A 22,015-nucleotide genomic window follows, 5' to 3' on the forward strand; every position below is an offset into this window, starting at 1 on the left:
CCGCTCATGCAGGGATGTCGTGTTCATCGCGTCCTCCGATCGATGAGGAGGACAATAAGTCGGATATCTCCGATGTGCAACAGGAAAAGTCGGAAGTGTCCGATTTTTTCTTGACGCGGCCGAATGCGTGCCGCTACAAGCGAAGCGACCCCTGCGCGGAACACGGTAAGAAGATGAAGTCGGCGCGCGGCTCAGAGACTCAGGAGTCTGTGGAGAGGGGAGCGCATAAAGCGCGACCCATCGACTCGCTGAATCTCCCTATGCACAGAAGTTGAGATTCTGAGTGAAGAGCCGCGAGGCAGAAAACTGCTTGCGCGCTCGCTTGCCCTTGAGGGCGCGAGCGCTTGCTCAGCTCACCGAGGCTTCATGTCGAGCACCTTCGCTGCCCACACCACGTGGGCATCGAAAATCGGCTCTGCATTTTCCGATAACAAGTGAAACCGTCCAACTCGTTCGGACGAAGCAAGCTTCTTCACGAGGACCCGATCGTCGTCGAGGCCGACGACGCAAAGACTTCCGATCAGATCCGGGGTCACTGGCGCGCGAACCTCGTCGTAATAGGCGCGCCAACCGTTGAAGATGCTACCCAGGCTGTCGCCGCGTATCTCGACTGCGACGGTGTGTTCGGTGGCTCCAGATGGCGCTGGAACGTCATCGAACGGGCCCTGGCCAGCTCCGAACAGGTGAGCTTCGCCGCCTGCGCCGACAAAGCCGACAAGCGGAACTGCACGTCTAGGATTGTCGTCTTCCGACAACCTGCCGAGGAGCCACGCTTCGCTTGTGTTCAGCCCCCGAGCGAGCTTCGTCAGGCTTGTGTCGCGGATCGATCTCTTCCGACCCGAGAGGAGGTCGTTGATGAAGTTCCGCTCCACGCCTGCGCGACGAGCGGCCTCGAAGGGATTGATCCCGAGATCATCAAGCCGTTGGCGCACCCGTTCTTTCAAGCCGTTCTCCATGTCGGGTTTATCCGACAGAAACTAAAACGACGCTATTCGGAGATTTCCGATTGACATGGTCGGAAACGTCCGACTATCTTCGTCGCCATCATGGAAACCGAGCTAGCCCAAAATCTCATCTCCTGTGCCGAGGCTTACTGCCGCGAACGCGGGAGGAAGCGCTCCACGATCGGCCGGCTGGCCGCCGGTGATTGGCGGTTCTTCGACAGGCTTGCCGATGGGTCGAGCTCCTTCACCGCGCGAAAATACGACGAGGTCATGACCTGGTTCTCAGCGAATTGGCCGGACGGGCTGGACTGGCCCGCCGGCGTCCCGCGGCCACAGACAAGCGAGGCCGCGGCATGACCTCACTGCTTTCCGGCGCGTCGGATCCGGCGCTCGATATCGGCGACCAGCGCTACCGCATCGATCTCGGCCGCCTTGGCGAGACGCTCGGCGGAACCCCGCGAGAAGCCAGGGAAGGCTTCCGGGCGCGCGGCTACCGCAATATGTCGCTTGAGCCCTTCGAGTTGTTGCATGGCCTCGGCGTCGTCGGGCGGAAGCGTCGCTTCGATGAAGATGCCGATCAGGAGCTTCAGGCTCGCGATCTGGGCAAAGAGCTGCTCGGTGACGAGATCGTCGACTTTCTGCTTCATGGCCATTCTCCGCTGGGGTTGTCGGTCAGCATAGCGGACCGGGGGCGGGAATGACCGCCGCCAATCTGATACTCGCGCTCATCGTTCTCGCGTTCTGCGTCTCGTCTGCGCTCGTCTTTATCGGTGCGCGGCGCGGTTGGTTCGATGGGGAGGATTGGTGATGCGCGATCTTCACCTCCTTGACGCCTATCGGCAGACCGGCTCCGAGATCGTTCGGCGGTTTGGCGGCATTGGAGATGGCGGCTGCGGCATGTTCGAGGTTGCGTCGCCGGTCGATCGCGCCCCGATGCGCGTCGTCGCGTCGACCGGCGGGGGTTGGGACCATGTCTCGGTGTCTCGGCCCACCCGGTGCCCGCACTGGTCTGAGATGGAGTACGTCAAGCGGCTCTTCTTCTGCGACGATGAAACGGCGATGCAGTTGCATGTTCCGCTGTCTCAGCATGTGAATCATCACCCGCACTGCCTGCATTTGTGGCGACCTCAGCATCAGGACATCCCATGTCCCCCGGCGTGGATGGTCGGGCCCAAAGACGAGGCGGTCTGATGCCTTGCTCCGACATCTCGAGCGATGCCTACGATCCTGAGCTCGCATCCGATCCATATCTCGAGGCCTGCGCTTCTCGGCTATCGCCGCCGGCGTTGCCGGCGGGCTTCGATCGCAGTCCGTTCACTCTGTTTTTCGGCCTGACGCCATTTGACGTCAGCATTTCGACCAGCCGCCCGACGAGGGCTCCCAAAGGCTCCCATACCCCGGAGCTCTCGTGATGTCGGCTGTCTCTGCACACTTCGCATCCTCCCTAACCGTGATGACTGGTCCAAGATCAGCCACGGAGAACGGGGTGTCTGCGTACAACGCTACGGGAAAGTGCGGAAATCGATCCGTAAAGTCACGGGTTGGGCTCGATATGGAAGGCCTGGCGGCCTTTCTGCGGCGCATCCATCCGATCAGCACAGCCATGAACGTCGAGGCCGACACCGGCATTTCGGCGCGCACGATCGAGGGGTGGTTGGAGCTCCGGTCGCGGCCGAGCTTCGCGAATGGCCTCGTCATGGTCGGGGTTTATGGCCCTGAGTTTCTTGCTGCGGCCGCGCACGGCGCCCCCGATTGGCTTTCCGAGGCCGGACGGCAGCAGCGCATTGACCAGCTCAAAGCCGAGGAAGAGGCGCTTCGCGAGCGGCGGCGCGCTTTGGAGGGCGCATGAAACGTCTGCTGTGGGCGGTCTGGTTCCGCGTCTGTGAAGGTCGAGCGTCGCGGCATTTCGAGCTTGCCCGTGCGTGGCGGCGACGCGCCGAGGCTGCGCATGGAAAGGTGAGGTCTCAGCGATGACATTGCCCGTCCGCAACGTCCGCCTGAAGAAACCGTGGTCGCGGCTAAGCCGAGCTGAAAAGCGCTCGCTGGTGCGCGCGGGACAGCAGATGGGCATGACGCTTCGCGAAATTGCGTCCGCGCTGCATGTCGAATGGCACATGGTGGCCCTTGCCGCGGCGGATGACGATGAAGAACCGCGTCGGGAGGTGTTCCCAGAGCCTGCTTCCTCCTGCGCCGGCCAGGAGCCCGACAGCGGGCCGGCAAGAACTCAGAGTGGGGTGTCGACGTCCCCATTATTGTCCTCGTCTGCCGGGCGCGAGGCTGAGAAAGCCCCGGCAACCATTTCGATCGCGGCTCCTAAGGTGCGCCGCGGGGCGACAGCGGCAGCGGCCCCAATAGACAAGCCCGCGCCCGCAAAGACCGCGAATAAGGGGCCGTCCGAATCGAACGGCTCCGGGGTGGCGCAAGCGACGGTAGGGTCGACCTCCGTCACCCCGTCCAATTCCCGCCGACGCGACGTCAGGCGGGAGAGCGAGGGTCGCTCAAAGCCCCGAGCCGGTGGGAGGCCGGCGCCTCAGCCGGCCGGCGCTGACGAGCTGCACTTCGCCCCCATTCACTTCGAGGCGTCTGGTTCGCGGCACTGCCGGTGGCCGATGTGGGATGAGCTAGCCGATTACGCCGAGAAGGCAGTCTGCGGCTGCCCTCGCGTTCCTGGCAGCCCGTATTGCACCACGCACGCCGCGATGGCGGCCGGCGTGGGCACGTCGAGTGAGCGCCGCGCCGTCTCCGACCTCAAATCCCTGGCGAAACAAGAGGCTATGGCATGACGGCGGAGCCGACCAAATGGGTGCCGGGTCGTGTCGATCGGCTCAAGCAGATGATCCGTGACGGGATGAGTCGCGACGAGATCGCGCGGCATTTCGGCGTGTCCCGCGGCATGATCAAGAAGGTTCTTGAGCGGCACGTGTCACCGCCTTTTGATGAGGATCGGCGCTTCGTTCCCGGCACGAAATGGACCCGCCAGCAGCTCATCGACATGAGCAATCGGTCGCTTGCAGCGATGGCAACCGCGCATCCCAAGCATCCTGCGGCAGCTCAGATATTCGTTGCGGCTGCAGCTTTTAAGCAGGCCTCAATAGAGGCTCAGGTCGGTCGCGAGCGCTCAGATTCTCCCTGGACGAGCGACCGGGTCGAGCGGCTTAAGGCAATGCACGCAGCCGGCGCCTCCGCGCAGCTGATCGCCGATCGCCTCGGTCTCTCCCGCAACTCCGTGATCAGCAAGTCCAAACGTCTCGGGCTCAGGAAGAGGCCGGCAGCATGACGCCGACGCCGCAAGGAAAGCTCTCAACCGGGAAGGAGAACACGCGAATGACAGAGACAGAACCGAGGGCGGGCCATAACGGCTTCGATCCGCAGAAGTGCCAGACCTTCGTCTCGCAGATTGAGCGCATCTTCGCCGAGATGGAGACGAAGAAGGGCGAGTATATGGCGTGGTGCCAGGGGCGCCGCGAGCTCATTTCGGGCGTCTACGACAATGCCAAGGATGCTGGGATTCCGAAGAAGGAGCTGAAGGCGAACGTCAAGCGGCGTCAACTGGAAGCACAGATCGATGCGCTCCGCGAGGACATGGAGCCCGATCAGCAGGACACCTACGACAACATCCGACTTGCTCTCGGCGATCTTGCGGATACGCCGCTGGGGGATGCGGCCCTGGCAAAGTCTTCAGCTGGCACTGGCGGAAATGCCAAGCAGGAGCCGAAGGATGTCAAGCCGTCTGATGCTGATGTGAAGGCGGCCACAGCCAAGGAGATGGCGGAAGCACCCGAAGAGGTGACGACGTCCTACGCTGATCGACTGCGCAAGCAGAATGATAGCGTCGACAAGAAGCTTCGCGGCTCCGGTTTCCCGGGCGCTGATGCGCCGGGATCGCACAAGGTCAACTGAGCCGTGTCCGACGAGCGCATCATCCTCACGTTGGACATCGCGACAAACACCGGCTTCGCGACGGGGCAGCCCGGTGCCCTGCCGCGGTCAGGTGTGGTGCGCCTCAAGAAGCGTGACGACGAGCCGATGCGGGCGCCACGAAATCTTGCCTGCTGGCTCCGCGATCAGTTCGTCCTGAGCCTGCCGCACATGGTGATTTATGAGGCCCCCATGGCGACTGGAGCCATGCTGGAGGCCGGCAACGCCAGCCGCACGGCCGATCTCACATGGATGCTCGTCGGAGCCGTGGAGGCCGTGTGCGGCGCCTACGGCATCCCGAGCAAAACGGTGAACGTCCAGACGGTTCGGAAGCACTTCACTGGCCGGGCTCGGTGGGGCGATCGGCAGAAAGCCAAACGGGCTGTAATCGAACGCTGCCATTTGCTCGGTCTCATCCCCGGCGATTGCCGAGATGACAACCGCGGCGATGCCTGCGCGATCTTCGATTGGGCGAGTGCGACGCTGTTCAGGGCGCCGCTGCCGAGCTTTGCGATGTTCCAGGAGCCGGCAGCATGATCCCACTTTCCGAGCTCATCGCGACGGCGAAGGCGACAGCGCAGCTCGCCGAGCACAATGACGAGATGTGGGGGCAAGAGTCGCGCCGCGCGGTGCAATTCCGCGCGATCCAGAGGCTGCTGGAGCGGATCGCCGAACGGCCGGACCTGCATGCGCTGCTGGAAGGGGAGCCGGCGGAATGAGTGAGAAGAAATTGACCCGCCAGCAAGCCGCAATGCTCAGCCGCCTGCGGGATCACCCAGTTATCATCCCCGTCGAGGGTGTGTTTACGGATATCGGTGGCAACAGGCTCAACAAGCGCGTGGTCAAGGGCCTCATGGCGAAGGGCTGCGTCACTGCGCAGGGCGATGCCTTCCTGGGTGCCCCCCCCCCAGTCGTACCGAGTGGGGTCGCCTAAATGAGCTGCGAACTTACTCAGACCGAACCCCGCGCGAAACACGCCAAGTTGTGGGATCGTGACCCGTTCGATTGGTACGTCGAGCCGGAATGGGTTTCTGAACGACTGTTTCAGGTCGAGCCGTTCGACGGCATGATCATGGACCCAGCGTGCGGCCTTGGACGCATCGTAGACGCGGCGTTTCGGTCCGGCCTTACCGCTTTCGGCACAGACATTGTCCGCAGGTCTGATAATTGCGCCGAAGAATGCGATTTCCTCACAAGTTATGATGGCGCTCGCAACATTGTCTCTAACCCACCATTCGGGCTGTGTGATCCCCGGGACAAGAGCCGGTGTTTCGTCCGGCATGCGCTGAAGGTCACACAGTACAAGGTCGCGCTTCTGCTGCCGACTGTGTGGCTCAATTCTGCAGAGCGAGGGGCGTGGCTGGAGACAACGTCTCTCTACCGTGTCTGGCTGTTGGGGCCGCGCCCGTCCATGCCGCCTGGTGCAGTTATCCAAGCAGGAGAGAAGCCTGGGAACGGGACGAAGGACTTTTGCTGGGTCGTCTGGCTGAAGGGGTTTGACGGAGCGCCATCGCTTCGTTGGTTGCGGAGGATGGGCAAATGACCCACCGCCACCCGCACAATACGCCGCCAGGCTCGCAAGTCTGGCTGACGCCTCCACACGTGCTGGCTGCTCTGGGGGACTTCGATCTCGATCCCTGTGCTGCCCCAAACCCGCGGCCGTGGCCTACCGCTGAACGTCATTTTGTGGAGGCTGACGATGGGCTTGCTCGGGAATGGTTCGGGCGAGTTTTCTTAAATCCGCCTTATGCCCGAGCTCTCATTCAGTCGTGGATGGCGCGAATGGCAGCCCACTGCCGCGCGGGAGGCCGGGGAGTTGCGCTTGTCTTCGCTCGTACGGACACAATCTGGTTCCAGCGGGACATTCTTGGGGCGGCTGACGCGGCGCTATTCCTTGATGGGCGGCTTCACTTCCATCATCCAGACGGCCGGCGCGCCGCTGCTAATGCAGGGGCGCCGAACGTGCTCGCTGCCTACGGTTGTGATGACGCTGAGATCCTAGCCGGGTGCGGGCTCGCCGGCCATTTTGTGCCGCTCAGATTGCCTCGCTTCCTGCCGATTCTCTTGAGGCGCCGGACTTGGCGAGAGGCGGTGCTTGAAATCCTGGCTGCCGAAGACGGGCCAGTCACGATTGATGCGCTTTACCGGGCCCTCATCGGCACAGCGACGGCTCGCGACAATCGGCATGTGCGTGAGAAGATCCGGCAGACGCTTCAGCGCGGGCCATTCGAGCGCATCGAGCGTGGGGTGTGGCGGCTGCATCCGGGGGCCACATGACTTCCGACCGCCTCTCCTGGTGTAACTCCAAGCTCGCCCGGGCCGCCTATCTCTGCGGCAGCGGCATGTCCTGGGATGAGATTGGCGCTGAGCTTGGCTGCTCCGGCGACGCCGTCCGCGTCCATCTCGGCAGATACGGACTGCGACGCCGGTCGCGTGACCCGAACTCGATTGGTTGGCCTCTCAATCGGCTGGAGCCCGCTGCCAGGGCGCGCGGCATATCTGTGACAGATCTCGTCGCCCGAATTGTCGGCGTGCTTGCTGCGGATCTGGAGGAAGGTCGGACCACGGTCGACGCCGTCTTGGATGACGGGGTGTCGAGCCTGATATGAGCGCGGACGCCCTCGCATCGGCACTGCCTGCGCTCGCTCGCGATGTTCTGGGCGACAAGTTTAATGCCGCCCTATCATCCAAAGGGCGCGAGGATCGCTATGGGCGCAAGGGCTCGATCGCGGTCGATTTGCAGAAGCACACCTGGTACGATAATGAGCAGAACGAGGGCGGAGGCACGCTGCAGTTCTGCGCTCGCTTTCTTGGTCTCGACAAGGGGGCCGCCCTCCAAGAGCTCGAGCGGCGGCACTTGATCCCGCCTCGTGACGATCGAAACGGAAGCGCCCATAACGGCCATTCCAACGGCTACGCGAATGGCGGGCCGAGCTTCTCCTCCCCCTATGTGCCGGATGAGCCGCCGCCGTGGGAGCCCGAGGAGCCGTCTTCATCGCCGAAGTTTGATGCCAGCACTGGGCCGATCGCGACCTACCGCTATGAGGACGAAGCCGGCGAGCTGCTCTACGAGGTTCTGAAGTACCCGAAGGATGTGAAGCCGCGCTTCCGACAGCGCAGGCCGGCGCCGGATGGCGGCTGGGTATGGGGCCTCAGCGCCGGGGAATACGGCAGGACTCGCGCCGGCGACTGGTACAAGGCGAAGGACGGTAAAGACTATTCAGAGCGCCGCGCCTTCGACGAATGCCGAAGGGTGCTCTACCGGCTTCCGGAGGTGCTGGAGGCGATCTCGCTCAGCCGGCCCGTCGTTCTGACGGAGGGCGAGAAGGATGCGCTCACGGTCGTCGAGTTCGGCGCCGTCGCGACCTGCAACGCCGGCGGCGCCGCGTCATGGAAGCCGGAATACACCGAAGCGCTTAAGGGCGCCGACGTCATCCTCATCGGTGACAACGATGATGCCGGGCGCAAGCACATCCTGACCATTGGCGCAGCGCTGAAGCCCGTCGCCAACTCCGTCCGCCATCTCGACCTGAAAGCTATCTGGTCAGAGATCGGCGAGAAGGACGATATCACCGACTGGAAGGAAAAGGCGGGCGGAACGGCGGAGCTCTTCCATCAGGCGATTGCGGATCATGCAAAGCCGTGGGTGCCAGGGCCACCACCGAGCCATTTTAAGGCTCGCCTCTGGTCGCAGCTCGACTTGCCCGGGCCAGAGCACGAATGGCTGATCGAAGATTTTCTCTCGGTCGGTGACCGATCGATCATCGCCGGGCCGTCGAGGTCCGGGAAGAGCTTCTTAGCGATCGATGCCGCGATGTCTGTCGCGCAGGGCAAGACGTTCTTCGGTCGCGACGTTCAGCCGGGTCTCGTCATCTATCAGGCCGGCGAGGGCGCGCGGGGCATCCTGAAACGCCTTAGGGCCTATCGTCAGCATTACGGACTATCACCCAAGGCCGATTTGCCGTTCGTTCTCCTTTCGTCGCCCGTTGATCTCTACCACACCGATGGCTCGACCGGCCCTTTGATCGAGGAAATTAAGGCATGGGCCGCCTACTGGGACCTGCCGCTGCGCCTCGTCGTAATCGACACCCTGTCGACCGCCACTGCGGGTGCAGACGAAAACAGCGGCAAGGACATGTCGACGGTGCTGGCGAACATCGCGCGCATCTCCGAAGAGTGCGCCTGCCACGTGTCGCTCGTGCACCACATGAACGCGGGCGGCACTAAGCTTCGCGGCCACACGTCCATTCTCGCCAATGTCGATCAGGTCATCGAAGTCGCCAATTCCGACGGCACCAGGACCGCGACGCTGACGAAGCAGAAGGACGGAGAGGACAACATCTCTTTCCGGTTCGGTCTCAAATCTGTGCGCATCGGCACAGGCTGGCGAAAGGACGGCGCCGAGAAGCCGATCACGTCCTGCGTCGTCGACCCGCTCTCCGATGGGCAGGCGATAGACCGCCAGCTGGAGCGACAAATGTGGTCGCCCAATGTGGTCGAGCGCCGCGTCCTTGTCGCCATGTTTGAGGCGCTTAAGCGGCATGGGCACTTCCTGAGCGAAGGCGAACGCGAGGAGCACAAGGGTGTGCCGCCTGGCACTATGGTGCTGCACTACGATCATTATCGCGCCGTCATGAAAGAGATGTCTCCCGACGACGAGCGCACGGCAGGTGCCATCAACAAGGAGTTCCAGCGTGCGCGCGACAAGCTGATGCCGGCCAACGTCCTGGGCTGGAGCCGCCCGTACATGTGGCACAAGGGGCGCCCGGTTCGGGGAATTCCTGAGACATCCAAGGCGATGACGAAGCGTGGACAGATGGCGGACGCGGCTGACCCGGCAAGCGGACAGAGCACCGACACTGGCGCGACAGAAGGTGGACACGACAGTTTCGGATGTGGTGATGACCTCGACCCGACAGCCGAGCTTCCTTGGTAAGGGGAGAGGTCACGATGTCCCGCCTGTCCCCACATGTCTCGCTGCTTGTCTCCCGAGCCGAAGCTCTCGTCGCGGCTGTGGTTGACGATGAGAACCTGAGCGGAGGGCTGCTCTCGAGAGAGACAATCCGCAAGGCGGATGAGCTGCGGATCGAGATCAATCGAGCCAGACGAAGAGCCGCAGAAGAGGAGAGGCGGATGGAGGAGTTCCTCGCCACGATTGATGCGTTTGCGCCAACTATGGGTGAGGAGGGCTGATGCCGATCATTGCCGAACCTGCCGCGCGGGCTGAGGATCTGCCGGACGAATGGACGCCCGAGCACGTCGGAGAAAAGCTCATTGAAGCTTTCAAAACGCTCCGCCGGATGCCGTCCGATATCGGGCCGGCCGGCTACGGATCGAACTGGCCGGCCTATCTCCACGACTTCGCGGATCTCCGGAACCAAGTTGAGGGGATGTCCGCCAAGGAGCCCACACGCCCGCGATGGCGCACCCGCGGCGCTAAGATCCCGCCGACGCCTGCAGAGATCAGCCGCATGCTTGCCGCTCTCTCATGGAGCATCGAGCTTTTGCCGACATCGGATCACGACTTCCGCCGGCAGGTTCAGGTTTGGGCGATGGCGACCGCCTGGGGCCTCAATCGGGAGCGGTTGCAGGAGCTCTTCGGCTGGGAGCGGAACATGTGGCGCCGGCGGAGGATGCGGGCCCTCGAAATCATCTCCGAACGGCTCAACGCGAAGAAAGTCGGCGTCTTCTAAAGGCTCCTTTGAACAAGTCGCGAAGAACCGTTAATCCAAAAAATGGCGCTGCGCCTGTGCCTTGTGACAGTGAGTTAAAGCAAACTCTTGTTCAAGTCACAAAACGTGATCGCTTGACGTGAGCAGAGTGAGCAGTCCAACGTGCGCGCGTTCAGCCCCCCTTGCATCCTCTCCAACGCCGGCACTCGCTGCCGACCGCTTGGAGGGCCGGCGCCAAGCCGGACCCGACAAGCCGAGTTCAAGCTCAGAGAGATACGGCTGGGGCATATCAACAAACTCAGAAGTAAAGAGCCGCGCGCGGAAAATCGCGTCGGTCTGAGTGTCGCGCATCGAAGGTGTGCCGGTCCAAAAAATAGCTGGGTGGAGCAGTCCGGTAGCTCGTCAGGCTCATAACCTGAAGGTCAGAGGTTCAAATCCTCTCCCAGCAACCAACGCGTCGGATGAGATCATGACGGGACGTCCATCTTCGTTCACACCGGAGATCGGAAACGAGATCTGCGAACGTATCGCTTGCGGGCAATCCCTCAAAAGCATCTGCCGTGACGAGGAAATGCCACCTGAGCGCACCGTAATGCGGTGGCTCCAGGTGAACGATGCCTTCCGGCAGCAATACGCGCGAGCAAGATCGGAGCAGGCCGACGCCGATGCTGATGCCATCGGCGACATTGCGGAGCGTGTGTTGCGTGGTGAGGTCGAGCCCAATGCTGGTCGGGTCGCGATCGATGCGCTGAAATGGTCTGCGGGCAAGCGCAAGCCGAAAAAATATGGCGACAAGCTTGCGATCGGCGGTGATCGCAACATGGACCCGATCTCGACGGTAGACCTGACGAACCTTTCGGATGAGCAGCTCGCAGCCCTCAAAGCCGTCTTTGGCCCGCTTGCAGGTGGCGCCAATGACGATGATGCGCCTGATTCGGCAGGAAGAGGCTCGGAGGCAAGCTGACCGGGAGCGGGAGCGCCTTGCGCGCGATGCTGAGCGTATCCGCGCACGCTGCAGGTCTCTGCGCGGCTTTGTTGGGGAGGCTTGGTCTGTCCTTGAGCCGAACGCTGCCTTCGTTGGAAATTGGCATATCGATGCAATCTGTGAGCACTTGGAGGCGATCACAGGAGGGCAGCTCAATCGCCTCCTGATCAACATCTCACCGGGTTCGTCGAAGTCTCTGCTGACGTCGGTTTTTTGGCAGGCGTGGGAGTGGGGGCCGATGGGGCTCGCCTCGCTCCGCCATTTGACGACGAGCTTCAATGACGGGCCGGTGAAGCGGGACACGCGAAAGACCCGCGATCTCATCCTGTCGGATTGGTACCGGCAACTCTGGCCTGAGGTGGACCTCGTCAGGACTGGCGAGACCAGCTTTGCCAACTCGGCGACGGGCACCCGCGAGGGCGTTGCTTTCGGCTCTCTGACATCTCAGCGCGCCGATAGGCTCGTGATCGACGATCCGCATTCGACGGAGACGGCGGAATCGCCTGCGGAGCGAGAGCGCACGACCAGGAAGTTTCGCGAGGGTGCGCAGAACCGACTGAACGATCAGCAGCGGTCGGCGATTGTGGTCATCATGCAGCGCCTGCACAGCGATGATGTTTCCGGCGTGATCGAACGCTATGGCATGGATTACGAGCGGCTCATGATCCCGATGGAGTTTGAGCCGGAGCGGCATTGCCGAACGTCTATCGGCTGGTCCGATCCTCGTCGCACCGATGGGGAGCTCATGGATCCGGTCCGCGTGCCGCGTGCGGAAGTCGAAAGGCTCAAGCGCGACATGGGCTCATACGCTTGGGCCGGACAATACCAGCAGCGCCCGATGCCGCGCGAAGGCGGCATGTTCAAGCGGCAGTGGTTCGAGGGGAAAATCATCCAGGCCGCTCCACAGGGAACGGTTTGGGTGCGCCATTGGGATCTGGCGGCCACCAATAAAGTGAACGCTGCGCGAACGGCTGGCGTGAAGCTTGGGAAGACTCCCGACGGACGCTTTGTTGTTGGTCACGTCGTTCTTGAGCAAGAGGAAGGTCCAGTCGTCCGGCGGCTGATAAGGGCCACTGCTGAGAGTGATGGCTTCGATGTCGAGATCAGCCTTCCACAAGATCCGGGACAGGCTGGCAAGGTCCAGAAGAGCGACATGATCGCGATGCTGGCCGGCTTCTCCGTGCATGCTGAGCGCGAAGGTGGCAACAAGGAGACTCGTGCGGAGCCATTCTCCGTCCAGTGCGAAGCTGGCAACGTCTATCTCGTGGCCGGGACTTGGAACCAAGGCTATATCGATGAGCTGTGCCTCTTCCCGGGCGGCTCATTCAAAGATCAGGTCGATGCGAGTGCCGGAGCGTTTGCGCGGCTGATCATGAGACCATCGGCTTTCGAATGGTACGTGGGAAACTGAGCGGAGAGGCTGAGCATTTATGGCATCGCTCAATCCGCTGAGATGGTTCGGCCGTGACGATTCGGCACCAGCACTAGCTACACGTCAGGAGCCGCGGCTTGAGCTAAAAGGCTCCGCCGCGGGCGAAGCGATTTCCGCTGTTACGATTGGTCAGCCGGTTTGGACCGATCGCCGCTTCGATGCTCTGGCGGAGGAGGGGTATGCTCGCAACGCAGTGGCCTATCGCTGCGTGCGCATGATTGCGACAGCCGCGGCAACCGTGCCGTGGTTGCTCTATCGCGGCGACCAGGAAGTCGAAGAACACGACCTGCTGCGTCTGCTCGCGAAGCCGGCGCCGGGTATTGGCGGGCATTCGCTGTTTGAGGCGTTCTTCGCCTACCTGCTCTTGAGCGGGAATGGTTTTCTGGAGGCTGTCGGGCCGGATCAGAGACCTCCGCGCGAGCTGTGGACGCTCCGCCCGGACCGCATGAAGATCATTGCGGGGCGAAGCGGCTTACCGGCTGGATATGAGTATGAGGCCAATGGCCGTCGTATCCGTTGGGATGTTGATGCGGTGACTGGGAAGTCGCCTATCCTGCATATGAAGGAATTTAATCCGCTCAACGACTGGTATGGCATGTCGCCGTTGGAAGCTGCGGCTTATTCAATCGATCGCCATAATGCTGCGGGCGCCCATAACGTGGCGCTGCTCCAAAACGGAGCGAGTCCCAGCGGGGCGCTGGTGTTCAAGCCGGTGTCGGTTGGTCAGGGGGTGGCCCCTCAATATGCGCCGCAGGACGTCATCAAAGCCGCTGAGGATCGGCTTGAAAGTCGCCACCAAGGGGCGGTCAATGCGGGTCGGCCGATGGTGCTTGGTGGAGATATCCGATGGGAGCCGATGGGGCTTGCTCCGAAGGATATGGATTTCAACGAGGGCAAGCTGGATGCGGCGCGAGACATTTGCCTGGCATTCGGCGTCCCCCCGATCCTGATCGTTGAGGGGCAATCGACGTACAACAACGTCCGCGAGGCGAAGCTTGCGCTCTACGAGGAGACGGTTTTGCCGCTCCTGGACAAGTCCACCGATCATCTTAACGAGTGGCTCGTGCCGCAGTTCGGGGACGATCTCCGGATTGCGCCCGATTTGGACGAGGTGCCGGCGCTGGAGTCGCGCAGAGAGAGTAAGCGCAACTCGGTGCGGGATCTGTACAAAGACGGACTACTGACACGAAGCGAGGCGCGGGCGGCACTGCAATACGATGAGCTCGATGAGACGTTCGAAGGGGCTCCGGATGCCGCGGTTATCACGGCGCTGCTCAGCGCATACGACCAGGGCGCATCGACGGTTCAGCCGCTGCGGCGATATCTCGTCGCGATGGGGCTCTTGGATGCATCCGTGACCGACGAGGACATGATCTCAACCGCCCGCGGCATCGCCAAGCAGCTGGAGGTGCCGGCCAAGCGCATCAACATCGCTCAAGCCGCGGCCATGACCGGCGAGGTGAGCGGTGAAGCCCTCGGGCGCGGGATTGAGCTTGTCTTGGCGGGTGATCGCGTCTTGCCAGATTTTGAGAAGGCCTTAGCGGACGCAGCGGATGAAGACGCGATACGATTTGGCGGCGATGGCGAGGGAAAAGACCCGGAAGCGTCAGATCGTCCTCCGCAAGATCGAGCATCGCCGAGCGGCTGAGGAGACCTATCGCAAGGCGCTTTACGCCATGATCAGGGCGGCGGCAGCAATCGTCCGTGCCGAGGTTCTGCCAGCTGCGGCGAGTGCTGCGGCTCAGATGCAGGGCAAGTCGGTCGGACAAATGGAATGGGCACTGAATATACTCAGGGAGGCCCTGCAGTTTCGTCTGTCACGAATTGCGGAAGAGACAGTGGATCGCGTGCTGTCAACCGAGAGGGATCGGCATACCCGCGTCTTTGCGGAACGTGTCCGATCGGCTCTCGGTATCGACCTGACTGCAGTTCTTGCTCAGGATGGGCTTGAGGACGAATTGGCTGTTGCTCTTCGCCGCAACGCCGCTTTGATCAAATCTCTGTCGGACGAAACGGTGAAGCGGGTTGAGAGCGCAGTTAGCCGATCGGTGCTTGCCGGTGGCGGACACCGCCAACTGGCGAAGACCATGACGGATGAGTTCGGAGTGCTGCAGAGCCGGGCGAGATTGATCGCCCGGGATCAGACGTCGAAATGGAATTCCGACCTCAACCGCATTCGGCAAGTGCAGGCAGGTGTCACTCAGTACCGTTGGCGCACTTCGCGCGATGAGAGAGTGCGTCAGACGCACCGCGAGAAAGAGGGCAGGGTCTACGCCTGGGCAAAACCGCCGACGGATACCGGTCATCCCGGTGAAGACGTTCAATGCCGCTGCACCGCGGAAGCTATTCTCGATCTGTTTGAGGACTAGGCCGGGCGAGAGCCTCTTTCATGGGGAGATTGTCCGTGAACATGGCGGCAATGTCCTCTGTCGAGATGGGTTTCGCCAGGAGGCCAGCCTCTTCGGCAAGATCGGCAAGAAACTCTGCGTCGGCTGCCGACGCGCCCTGAGCGCGCATTGCAGCGATAAACATGTCTCGGGTCATCGGCCCGACCTTACACCATCGAAGAGGTGCAAGCCTATGATCGGCTTCGAGCGGAAGGAAAGTCGCTTCGAGGGCCATATGAGTGCCCCGGTCGAGCTCGAAATGAAGCTCCTCTCCGAGGAGGGGGAATTCGAGGGTTACGGGTCGATTTTCAATACGGTTGATCATGGCGGCGATATCGTCATGCCGGGTGCGTTTTCCGCGTCGATCGGCAAACGTGGTGCCGCGGGTATCAAGATGCTGTTTCAGCACGACACACGCGACATCATCGGGAAGTGGCTGGAAATCCGTGAAGACGCGAAGGGGCTCTACTGCAAAGGTAGGCTGTTTCTCGGTATCCAGCGCGGGCGTGAAGCCTACGAGCTGATGCGCGAAAAAGCCCTGGACGGTCTTTCGATCGGGTTTCGCACCATCGTCGATCAGTGGGATCGCGAGGACGACGTGCGGCGATTGATCGAGGTCGACCTTCGAGAGATTTCGGCGGTGACGTTCCCGATGCATGAGGGAGCGACTGTCTCGCTGGTCAAGGGCGATCAGCTTCCGACTGAACGAGAATTCGAGCGCTGGCTTGTGCGGGATGCCGGGTTCAGCGCGCGTCAAGCCAAGGCAATTGTTGCCTCTGGCTACAAGTCACTCCAGCGCGAGCGGGATGCCGGAACGGGTGACGAAACTGGTCTTTTGGAGGCCATTCGCGGGCTTCGCAGCTCTATCGCGGCGGCCTGACCCAACCTGACATCAAGGAAAAGATCATGACCAAGCACTATGGTCGTCAGTCCTTCGCCCTGGAGCGCAAGGACGAGGGCGGCGGTAATCGTAATTCCGTGGTGGATGAAGTCCGCCGTGAGGTGAAGTCGTTCGGCGACGACTTCAAGCAGCTCAATGAATCCATGCGCACCGACCTCGAGGCCGTGCGCAAGCTCGCCGAAGACGCGAAGAACGCAGCAGAGCGTCCGGAAATCAAGTCGCAGATTGAGGCGCTGACGACCTCGGTCTCCGAGAAGCATGCGGCGCTGGAAGACTTGATCAAGAAGGCGAACGACCGATCCGAAGCGGTCGAAACTGTCTTGAAGCGATCACCGGTTGGTGGCGGTCAGGATGAAGCGGATCATGTCAAGCACGCCATTCGCTTCTTCGAGACGAAGGCGGCGGCCTCTGGCAACCTCGCCTGGCGTAGCCGGCCGACGCGGGAGAGCGTCGACATGGATGGCTACAAGGCGTGGGAAGCCGAGTTCGGCACCTATCTTCGCGCCAGTGACGAGCGGCAGGTCGAGGCGAAAGCCCTTTCCGTCGGCTCCAATCCCAATGGCGGCTATCTCGTGCCGACTGCCACGTCGCAGCGGATTATCGCCAAGGTCTATGAGACCTCGCCGCTTCGTCAGCTTGCCGCGATCGAGACGATCGGTACCGAGGCGCTGGAAGTTCCGGTCGACACCGATGAGGCCGGCGCCGGCTGGGTCGGTGAGGAAGAGGCTCGCTCCGAGACATCCACGCCACAGGTCTTCATGCAGCGCATCCCGGTGCACGAGATCTATGCCAAGCCCAAAGCGACCCAGTCGTTCCTCGAGGACGCATCGGTCAACGTTGAGCAGTGGCTTGCGACTAAGGTCGGCGACAAGTTCTCTCGGGTCGAAGCTGCGGCGTTCATCGTCGGCAACGGCGTCAAGAAGCCTCGTGGCATTCTGACGTACCCGGCCGGATCGTCTGGCGCGCGCGGCACCGTCCTGCAGTACGCATCCGGAGCCGCGACAGCAATCACGGCCGATGCCATCGTGGCGATGCCGTTTCAAGTAAAGGCGGCATATCTCGCCAATGCGCAGTGGCTCATGAAACGCTCGACCGTGCAGGCAGTGATGCTGCTGAAAGATGGGCAGGGTCAGTATCTGTGGCGCCCCGGACTGCAAGCCGGCATGCCCTCCGTCCTCAGCGGATACCCGGTCACCATGGCGGACGATATGCCGGCAGTGCAGGCCGGAGCTTTGCCGATCGCCTTCGGCGACTTCCGCCGGGCTTACACCATCGTCGATCGTCTCGGCATCACTACGCTTCGCGATCCTTACTCGGCGAAACCCTTCGTCGAATTCTATTCGCGCAAGCGCGTCGGCGGCGATGTGGTCGACTTCGAGGCTTATGCCCTCATGGTCGTGTCGGCGTAACGGCGGCTCAGGAAAGGAAACCTCCCATGCACATGAACTTGCTTCATGACGCCAAGATCGTTCCAGTCGCGATCGCCGCGGCGGCCGGGCAAACTCTGCTCACCACCGACGTGGTCGATACGCAGGGCTTTGAAAGCGTCGCCTTCGTCGTCCATCTCGGCGATGTGACGGACACTGCAGAGCTGACCCTGACGGGCTTCACGAACGAAACCGAAGACACGGTGGAGCCGACTGAGCTCGCCGACAATGTGACGTTCACGGCCGGGGCGACCGACGCTGACAACAAGCTGTTGGTCCTGGATCTGCACAAGCCGCGTGAGCGGTATGCCTACGCCACACTTGCCCGCGGAACGGCCAACGCGGCCGTGAATGGCATCATCGCTGTGCTCTACAACGCTCACCAGAAGCCTGTGGCCCAGGCCGCCGAGGTGATTGCGTCGGCGCATCTCAACGATCCCGATCCCGCGTAATCCCCCAACGCGGTTTTGACAGCCGGCCGGGACTAAGGCCCCGGCCTTCAAATTCCAGGAGGCGCGACGATGCTCTGCAAGGTCCTCAAAGATTTCCCATTCAGCCGGGATGGTTTCACGACCGTGTCTGCGAAGGCAGGCACATCACCGGATGTTCCCGATCGTCTCGTGGCGGGGCTGCGGCGTGAGGGGTACCTTTCGTGCGTTGGCGACAAGTCGCTCGATGCAACGGCTGAGAACAAAGCGGTTCTGAGCGCTGAGGAACAGCAGGTCATGCCGGCGTTCGAAAACAAGGCTGAAGGAAGCTCCTCAGTGAGCGCTGCAGGCGACGAAAGCGATGATGTCGGCAGCACCCAACAGGCCTCTCCTGAGCCTCCTGTGGCCGATGATGCGAGAAATTTCGAGGCTCGGGAGACCGGGCGCGGCTGGTTCGCTATCGGTTCGCTCGCCGTGGACGGCTCGTGGGTTGAAATCGAGCCTCTGAGAAAAATGCGAGAGAGCGACGCTAAGACTTTCAACGAGATGTCGCCGGCGGACCAAGCCGAATACGTTAAAGCGGAGCTCGAGAGCGAGTGACGCTCGTCGTCGAGGACGGCACCGGCATTATCGGCGCTGAGAGCTATGCCAGCGTTGCTGAGGTCTCAGCCTATTGGGGCAAGCGCCCGCATGATCCGCTGGCGACATCATGGAGCGACGGATCCGCGGCGAACCAGGAGGGGGCCCTGCGCGAGGCCACGGTTTTCCTGGATGCGAATTACGGTGGCCGATATCGCGGCATCCGGGCCTCTTATTCGCAGGGGCTGGAATGGCCGCGATATGAGTTGGACGATTCCGGCGACAAGGTTGCGGTCAAAGATCGAGACGGCAACGAGCTGCCGGACCTGCCGGCGCAGCTGAAGAGTGCAACGGCCGAGCTTGCCGTGCGGGCACTGAGTGAGCGTCTGGTCATCGAACCCTCATCCGAGGGCGTCATTGGGCGCGAGAAGGTCGGGCAGGTCGAAACCGAATATGCCGTTGCCGCCGCGGGGGCGAAATCGTTCGCATCGGTCGATGGCATCCTGTCTCAAATCATCGGCGCGTCAGCCAATTGGTATTGGCGCTGAGGAGTTCGATATGACCGCAGCCAATGTCACGAGCCATCATGATGCGCCGTTGCCGCTGCCGGGCGGAACGCTCCTTCGGCCGGGCGCTACGGCGCGCGTCGAGAATTGGGATGTGGTCAAGGCGCATCCCACAGTGAAGGCCTGGCTCGCGGCCAACGCGATTTCCGCGGATTTGATCAAGGCCAATGTCGCGAGCGAGCCTACAAAGCGCAGCGCCCGCAAGAAGGGAGCGCCAACGGCAGAGAAGGGTGCGGGAAGCGCGTCCTGATGTTCACGGCTAAGGTCATCCGCAAGAAGCGGTTGGATATCGGTGAGATCAATTCTCGGCTGCACGGGCCGGCTCGGGTCAAGGTTGGGCTGCCGGCTGGCAACTCGCCTGGCGCCGTGCTCGATCGTGCGTTTTGGAATGAGTTCGGCACGGCGCGCATTCCGGAACGTCCGGCGCTGCGGAATGCCATGCGCGCCAATCGCGGCAAGTATCAGTCTGGGATGCGTAAAGGCGCAAAGATGATCCTGAACGGATCGGCGTCGATGCGCACGATCCTGTCGCAGCTCGGGATCAAAGCGCAGGATGACATGAAGGCGGAGATCGTTTCGCTCGACAGCCCTCCGAACGCGCCCTGCACGGTTCAGCAGAAAGAATCGAGAAATCCATTGATCGATACCGGAGAGTATCGCCAGAGCATCACGTGGAAGATCGACGAATGAGCGTCGCCTCCGTCATCGACCGCAAGGGGCGCATGGTCGCGCTCGTGACCAAGACTGGCGGCCATTACAGCACCGACCCGGACAATTACGGCGAGTGGGTGCCGGGTGGCGAAGCGACGAAGCCGATCAAAGCTTCGGTGCAGCCAGCTTCGGCGACGCTACTCAGGAACAAGCCTGAGGGCGTGCAGGCCGAAAGCCGGCTGATTATTTGGACGCGGGCTCAGATCTCGGAAGACGACATCATCGAAGATGACGGCAAGCGCTACCGCGTGCTCGACCGTGAGAACTGGAGTGCCGACGGGGGTTACTTCGTCGGGTATCTGGGATCGCTGGGGGCGACGGATTGACTGAAGCTGAAGTGCAGTCCGCGTTGAACGCGTGGCTCGCCAGCGTCACGGGTGTCGCGACAGTTATCAACGCGCATCCCGACGCGCCGCGCCCGGCCAAGCCCTATTGCATGACCAATCTGACCATATCGGGCGCGGTCTACCTCGATCCGATCGAGGACGAATTTACGGTCGAAGGCGAGGGCGAGGAAGACGAGACGATCACACAGGCGCCGGTGCGTGACTGGTACTGGCGCTTTTCCGTCTTCGCTTATGGCGATGCGCCCATGTCGACGCTGCGCAAGATCGACACGGCCTGGAAAGTGCCGACTGCGCATGGGGAGCTGTACCCGCTGACGATCTTTGAGGCGAGTGCGGTGCGCAACGTTCCAGAGCTTGTCGAGAACGCCTGGGAAAAGCGGGCGAATATGGACATCGAAGTTCGGGGCATTGTCCGCGACGGGCTCGTGGTCGATGTCATCGAAGAAGTGCCAGTTACGGTTCAGCGCGCATAGCCGCGCCCCCTCCATCTGAATTCCATCGCAATTTGCCCGGCGGCGGGCTTAACGTGAGAGAGGACACTCGCTCGTGGCGAAAAACCCGTATTCTCGCGTCGTCAACGTCTCTTTGACGCGAAGCGACGCCTATCCTCAACGCCGGGGCTTTGGCGTCGCCGGTCTTCTGACGTCGACGACGATCGCCGGTAAGCTCGACAGCTCCAACCTCACTCGCGTCTACGGGTCGATCGACGAAGTAGCGGCGGACTTCGCTGACGGCGACGCCTTCTATGCTGCCGCACAACAGGCCTTTTCGCAGAAACCGAGGCCGCTGCAGGTCAAGGCCCTATGGTACGACACCGCCGCCTATACCGCGGCCGCTGACGACGTGGCGAAGGGCTCGGTTCTCTCCGATGCACTGGATGCGATCCAGGACGCCGATCCGAACTTTTACTGGCTCGATGTCGAAGCCGGCCTTCGTGACAAGGGTGCTCTCGACGCCGTCGTGGCCTGGCTGGAGGCACACAACAAGATCGGCATCTTCACGTCGAACGATGCAAAGCTGAAAGACGCTACCGACACGACGAACATCGCCGCTCGTCACAAGGGCACGGTGGAGCGTTCTGCTGGCTTCTATCACGAGACGGCAGAGCTTTACCCCGGCTTCGCCCTCGCGGCCAAACTCGGCACCTTCAACTTTGACGACACGAACTCAGCTTACACCGCCAAGTTTAAGAAGCTGCAGGGTGTCACGGCGTCGAATATCCGTTCTGCCGAGGTGCAGGCCATCACCGGCTTTGTGCCGGCGCTCGGGCAGGACACAGACAGCGGGCATTGCTGCAACTGCTACATCGACATCGGCGATCAAGACTTCGTCGTCGAAGGCTCAACGTTCACGCCCAACGTCTTCATCGACGAGATCCATGCGACCGACTGGATCATCGCCCGGACCGAGGAAGAGGTTCTCGGCATTTTCCTGAACAATGCCCGTGTGCCTTACGACGGCGGCGGCATGGAGATGATTGCGAGTGCGGCGCGCACCGTCATGGGCCTCGCCGATCGCGCTGGGCTCATCGCCAACGACCTTGATGAAAACGGGGACTACTCTCCAAACTTCACGGTTACGGTGCCGAGTGTCTTCGACGTCACAGCAGCGCAGCGCAAGGCCCGTATCGGCCCGAACATCTCCGTTCGGTTCCGCTATCGCGGGGCGCAGCACTATACGACCATCAACTACATGATGACCTTCTGAGGAGCTGATCG

General features: G+C 61.9%; 29 protein-coding genes, 1 tRNA gene and 1 pseudogene. 29 read left to right on the forward strand and 2 right to left on the reverse strand.

All coding sequences use genetic code 11. From position 1 onward, the window contains the following. Nucleotides 1-353 precede the first annotated feature (353 nt). A complete protein-coding gene (locus L0F51_RS00100) occupies nt 354-956 on the reverse strand; it encodes an XRE family transcriptional regulator (RefSeq protein ID WP_234627389.1) in 603 nt (200 codons plus the stop codon). A gap of 90 nt (nt 957-1,046) precedes the next feature. On the opposite strand from L0F51_RS00100, the gene L0F51_RS00105 reads away from it, so the two are divergent. Then, nucleotides 1,047-1,301: a hypothetical protein gene (locus tag L0F51_RS00105; RefSeq protein WP_234627390.1), complete on the forward strand. Its 255-nt coding sequence runs from the start codon at nt 1,047-1,049 to the stop codon at nt 1,299-1,301. A gap of 2 nt (nt 1,302-1,303) precedes the next feature. On the opposite strand, the gene L0F51_RS00110 is transcribed toward L0F51_RS00105, so the two are convergent. Next, complete coding sequence (locus L0F51_RS00110) at nt 1,304-1,591, reverse strand: hypothetical protein (RefSeq protein WP_234627391.1); 288 nt, start codon at nt 1,589-1,591, stop codon at nt 1,304-1,306. 157 nt (nt 1,592-1,748) lie between these two features. Here L0F51_RS00110 and L0F51_RS00115 point away from each other — a divergent pair, with 157 nt between their 5' ends. The 28 genes and pseudogenes from L0F51_RS00115 (at nt 1,749) to L0F51_RS00250 (ending at nt 22,004) form a co-directional block, all read left to right on the forward strand. Continuing rightward, complete coding sequence (locus L0F51_RS00115; RefSeq protein WP_234627392.1) at nt 1,749-2,135, forward strand: hypothetical protein; 387 nt, start codon at nt 1,749-1,751, stop codon at nt 2,133-2,135. 361 nt (nt 2,136-2,496) lie between these two features. Then, nucleotides 2,497-2,793 carry a hypothetical protein gene (locus tag L0F51_RS00120; protein WP_234627393.1) on the forward strand — a complete coding sequence of 99 codons (297 nt, stop codon included), beginning with the start codon at nt 2,497-2,499 and terminating at the stop codon, nt 2,791-2,793. Between the two features lie 930 nt (nt 2,794-3,723). After that, entirely contained in the window at nt 3,724-4,221 is a 498-nt protein-coding gene (locus tag L0F51_RS00125; protein WP_234627394.1) for a GcrA family cell cycle regulator, read from the forward strand. A 47-nt stretch (nt 4,222-4,268) separates the two neighbouring features. Next, nucleotides 4,269-4,844, forward strand: a complete 576-nt coding sequence (locus tag L0F51_RS00130; protein WP_234627395.1) for a hypothetical protein — start codon at nt 4,269-4,271, stop codon at nt 4,842-4,844. Between the two features lie 3 nt (nt 4,845-4,847). Beyond that, nucleotides 4,848-5,399, forward strand: coding sequence for a hypothetical protein (locus L0F51_RS00135; protein WP_234627396.1), 552 nt, complete (start codon nt 4,848-4,850; stop codon nt 5,397-5,399). Next, a complete protein-coding gene (locus L0F51_RS00140; protein ID WP_234627397.1) occupies nt 5,396-5,581 on the forward strand; it encodes a hypothetical protein in 186 nt (61 codons plus the stop codon). The genes L0F51_RS00135 and L0F51_RS00140 overlap by 4 nt, the downstream gene beginning before the upstream one ends. Next, nucleotides 5,578-5,796: a hypothetical protein gene (locus tag L0F51_RS00145; RefSeq protein WP_234627398.1), complete on the forward strand. Its 219-nt coding sequence runs from the start codon at nt 5,578-5,580 to the stop codon at nt 5,794-5,796. Before L0F51_RS00140 ends, L0F51_RS00145 begins: the two co-directional genes overlap by 4 nt. Before the next feature lie 605 nt (nt 5,797-6,401). Then, nucleotides 6,402-6,797: pseudogene (locus tag L0F51_RS20080) on the forward strand (DNA N-6-adenine-methyltransferase); the annotation flags it as partial. A 156-nt stretch (nt 6,798-6,953) separates the two neighbouring features. After that, on the forward strand, nt 6,954-7,139 hold the full coding sequence (locus L0F51_RS20085; protein ID WP_234629421.1) for a hypothetical protein: 186 nt from the start codon (nt 6,954-6,956) through the stop codon (nt 7,137-7,139). Beyond that, nucleotides 7,136-7,471 (forward strand): hypothetical protein, encoded by a 336-nt coding sequence (locus L0F51_RS00160; RefSeq protein WP_234627399.1) that lies wholly within the window; start codon nt 7,136-7,138, stop codon nt 7,469-7,471. Before L0F51_RS20085 ends, L0F51_RS00160 begins: the two co-directional genes overlap by 4 nt. Continuing rightward, nucleotides 7,468-9,798 carry an AAA family ATPase gene (locus L0F51_RS00165; protein WP_234627400.1) on the forward strand — a complete coding sequence of 777 codons (2,331 nt, stop codon included), beginning with the start codon at nt 7,468-7,470 and terminating at the stop codon, nt 9,796-9,798. Before L0F51_RS00160 ends, L0F51_RS00165 begins: the two co-directional genes overlap by 4 nt. A 14-nt stretch (nt 9,799-9,812) precedes the next feature. Then, nucleotides 9,813-10,055 (forward strand): hypothetical protein, encoded by a 243-nt coding sequence (locus L0F51_RS00170; protein WP_234627401.1) that lies wholly within the window; start codon nt 9,813-9,815, stop codon nt 10,053-10,055. Further along, complete coding sequence (locus L0F51_RS00175) at nt 10,055-10,555, forward strand: DUF6362 family protein (protein WP_234627402.1); 501 nt, start codon at nt 10,055-10,057, stop codon at nt 10,553-10,555. The genes L0F51_RS00170 and L0F51_RS00175 overlap by 1 nt, the downstream gene beginning before the upstream one ends. A 354-nt stretch (nt 10,556-10,909) precedes the next feature. After that, nucleotides 10,910-10,986 (forward strand) — tRNA-Met (locus L0F51_RS00180). Nucleotides 10,987-11,003: 17 nt separating this feature from the next. Beyond that, nucleotides 11,004-11,498, forward strand: coding sequence for a terminase small subunit protein (locus L0F51_RS00185; protein WP_370642276.1), 495 nt, complete (start codon nt 11,004-11,006; stop codon nt 11,496-11,498). Further along, nucleotides 11,449-12,930: a phage terminase large subunit gene (gene terL, locus L0F51_RS00190; RefSeq protein ID WP_370642277.1), complete on the forward strand. Its 1,482-nt coding sequence runs from the start codon at nt 11,449-11,451 to the stop codon at nt 12,928-12,930. The genes L0F51_RS00185 and terL overlap by 50 nt, the downstream gene beginning before the upstream one ends. A gap of 19 nt (nt 12,931-12,949) precedes the next feature. After that, nucleotides 12,950-14,599 (forward strand): phage portal protein, encoded by a 1,650-nt coding sequence (locus tag L0F51_RS00195; RefSeq protein WP_234627404.1) that lies wholly within the window; start codon nt 12,950-12,952, stop codon nt 14,597-14,599. Beyond that, nucleotides 14,532-15,320 carry a phage minor head protein gene (locus L0F51_RS00200; RefSeq protein ID WP_234629281.1) on the forward strand — a complete coding sequence of 263 codons (789 nt, stop codon included), beginning with the start codon at nt 14,532-14,534 and terminating at the stop codon, nt 15,318-15,320. Before L0F51_RS00195 ends, L0F51_RS00200 begins: the two co-directional genes overlap by 68 nt. A gap of 211 nt (nt 15,321-15,531) precedes the next feature. Next, nucleotides 15,532-16,218, forward strand: coding sequence for an HK97 family phage prohead protease (locus L0F51_RS00205; protein WP_234627405.1), 687 nt, complete (start codon nt 15,532-15,534; stop codon nt 16,216-16,218). A gap of 26 nt (nt 16,219-16,244) precedes the next feature. Next, complete coding sequence (locus tag L0F51_RS00210; RefSeq protein WP_234627406.1) at nt 16,245-17,648, forward strand: phage major capsid protein; 1,404 nt, start codon at nt 16,245-16,247, stop codon at nt 17,646-17,648. Nucleotides 17,649-17,674: 26 nt separating this feature from the next. Continuing rightward, a complete protein-coding gene (locus L0F51_RS00215; RefSeq protein ID WP_234627407.1) occupies nt 17,675-18,118 on the forward strand; it encodes a hypothetical protein in 444 nt (147 codons plus the stop codon). 69 nt (nt 18,119-18,187) lie between these two features. Beyond that, on the forward strand, nt 18,188-18,694 hold the full coding sequence (locus L0F51_RS00220) for a hypothetical protein (protein WP_234627408.1): 507 nt from the start codon (nt 18,188-18,190) through the stop codon (nt 18,692-18,694). Next, complete coding sequence (locus L0F51_RS00225; protein WP_234627409.1) at nt 18,691-19,221, forward strand: DnaT-like ssDNA-binding protein; 531 nt, start codon at nt 18,691-18,693, stop codon at nt 19,219-19,221. The genes L0F51_RS00220 and L0F51_RS00225 overlap by 4 nt, the downstream gene beginning before the upstream one ends. 10 nt (nt 19,222-19,231) lie before the next feature. After that, nucleotides 19,232-19,489 carry a hypothetical protein gene (locus L0F51_RS00230; protein WP_234627410.1) on the forward strand — a complete coding sequence of 86 codons (258 nt, stop codon included), beginning with the start codon at nt 19,232-19,234 and terminating at the stop codon, nt 19,487-19,489. A 32-nt stretch (nt 19,490-19,521) separates the two neighbouring features. Next, a complete protein-coding gene (locus tag L0F51_RS00235; RefSeq protein ID WP_234627411.1) occupies nt 19,522-19,929 on the forward strand; it encodes a hypothetical protein in 408 nt (135 codons plus the stop codon). After that, the gene (locus L0F51_RS00240) at nt 19,926-20,276 is read left to right on the forward strand and encodes a hypothetical protein (protein ID WP_234627412.1); all 351 of its coding nucleotides are present in this window, start codon (nt 19,926-19,928) and stop codon (nt 20,274-20,276) included. Before L0F51_RS00235 ends, L0F51_RS00240 begins: the two co-directional genes overlap by 4 nt. Further along, the gene (locus tag L0F51_RS00245) at nt 20,273-20,770 is read left to right on the forward strand and encodes a hypothetical protein (protein ID WP_234627413.1); all 498 of its coding nucleotides are present in this window, start codon (nt 20,273-20,275) and stop codon (nt 20,768-20,770) included. The genes L0F51_RS00240 and L0F51_RS00245 overlap by 4 nt, the downstream gene beginning before the upstream one ends. Before the next feature lie 73 nt (nt 20,771-20,843). Continuing rightward, nucleotides 20,844-22,004 (forward strand): DUF3383 family protein, encoded by a 1,161-nt coding sequence (locus L0F51_RS00250; protein WP_234627414.1) that lies wholly within the window; start codon nt 20,844-20,846, stop codon nt 22,002-22,004. Nucleotides 22,005-22,015 lie beyond the last annotated feature (11 nt).

Source organism: Afifella sp. H1R, from assembly GCF_021462425.1.
GTDB classification, from domain to species: Bacteria; Pseudomonadota; Alphaproteobacteria; order Rhizobiales; family Afifellaceae; genus Afifella; species Afifella aestuarii.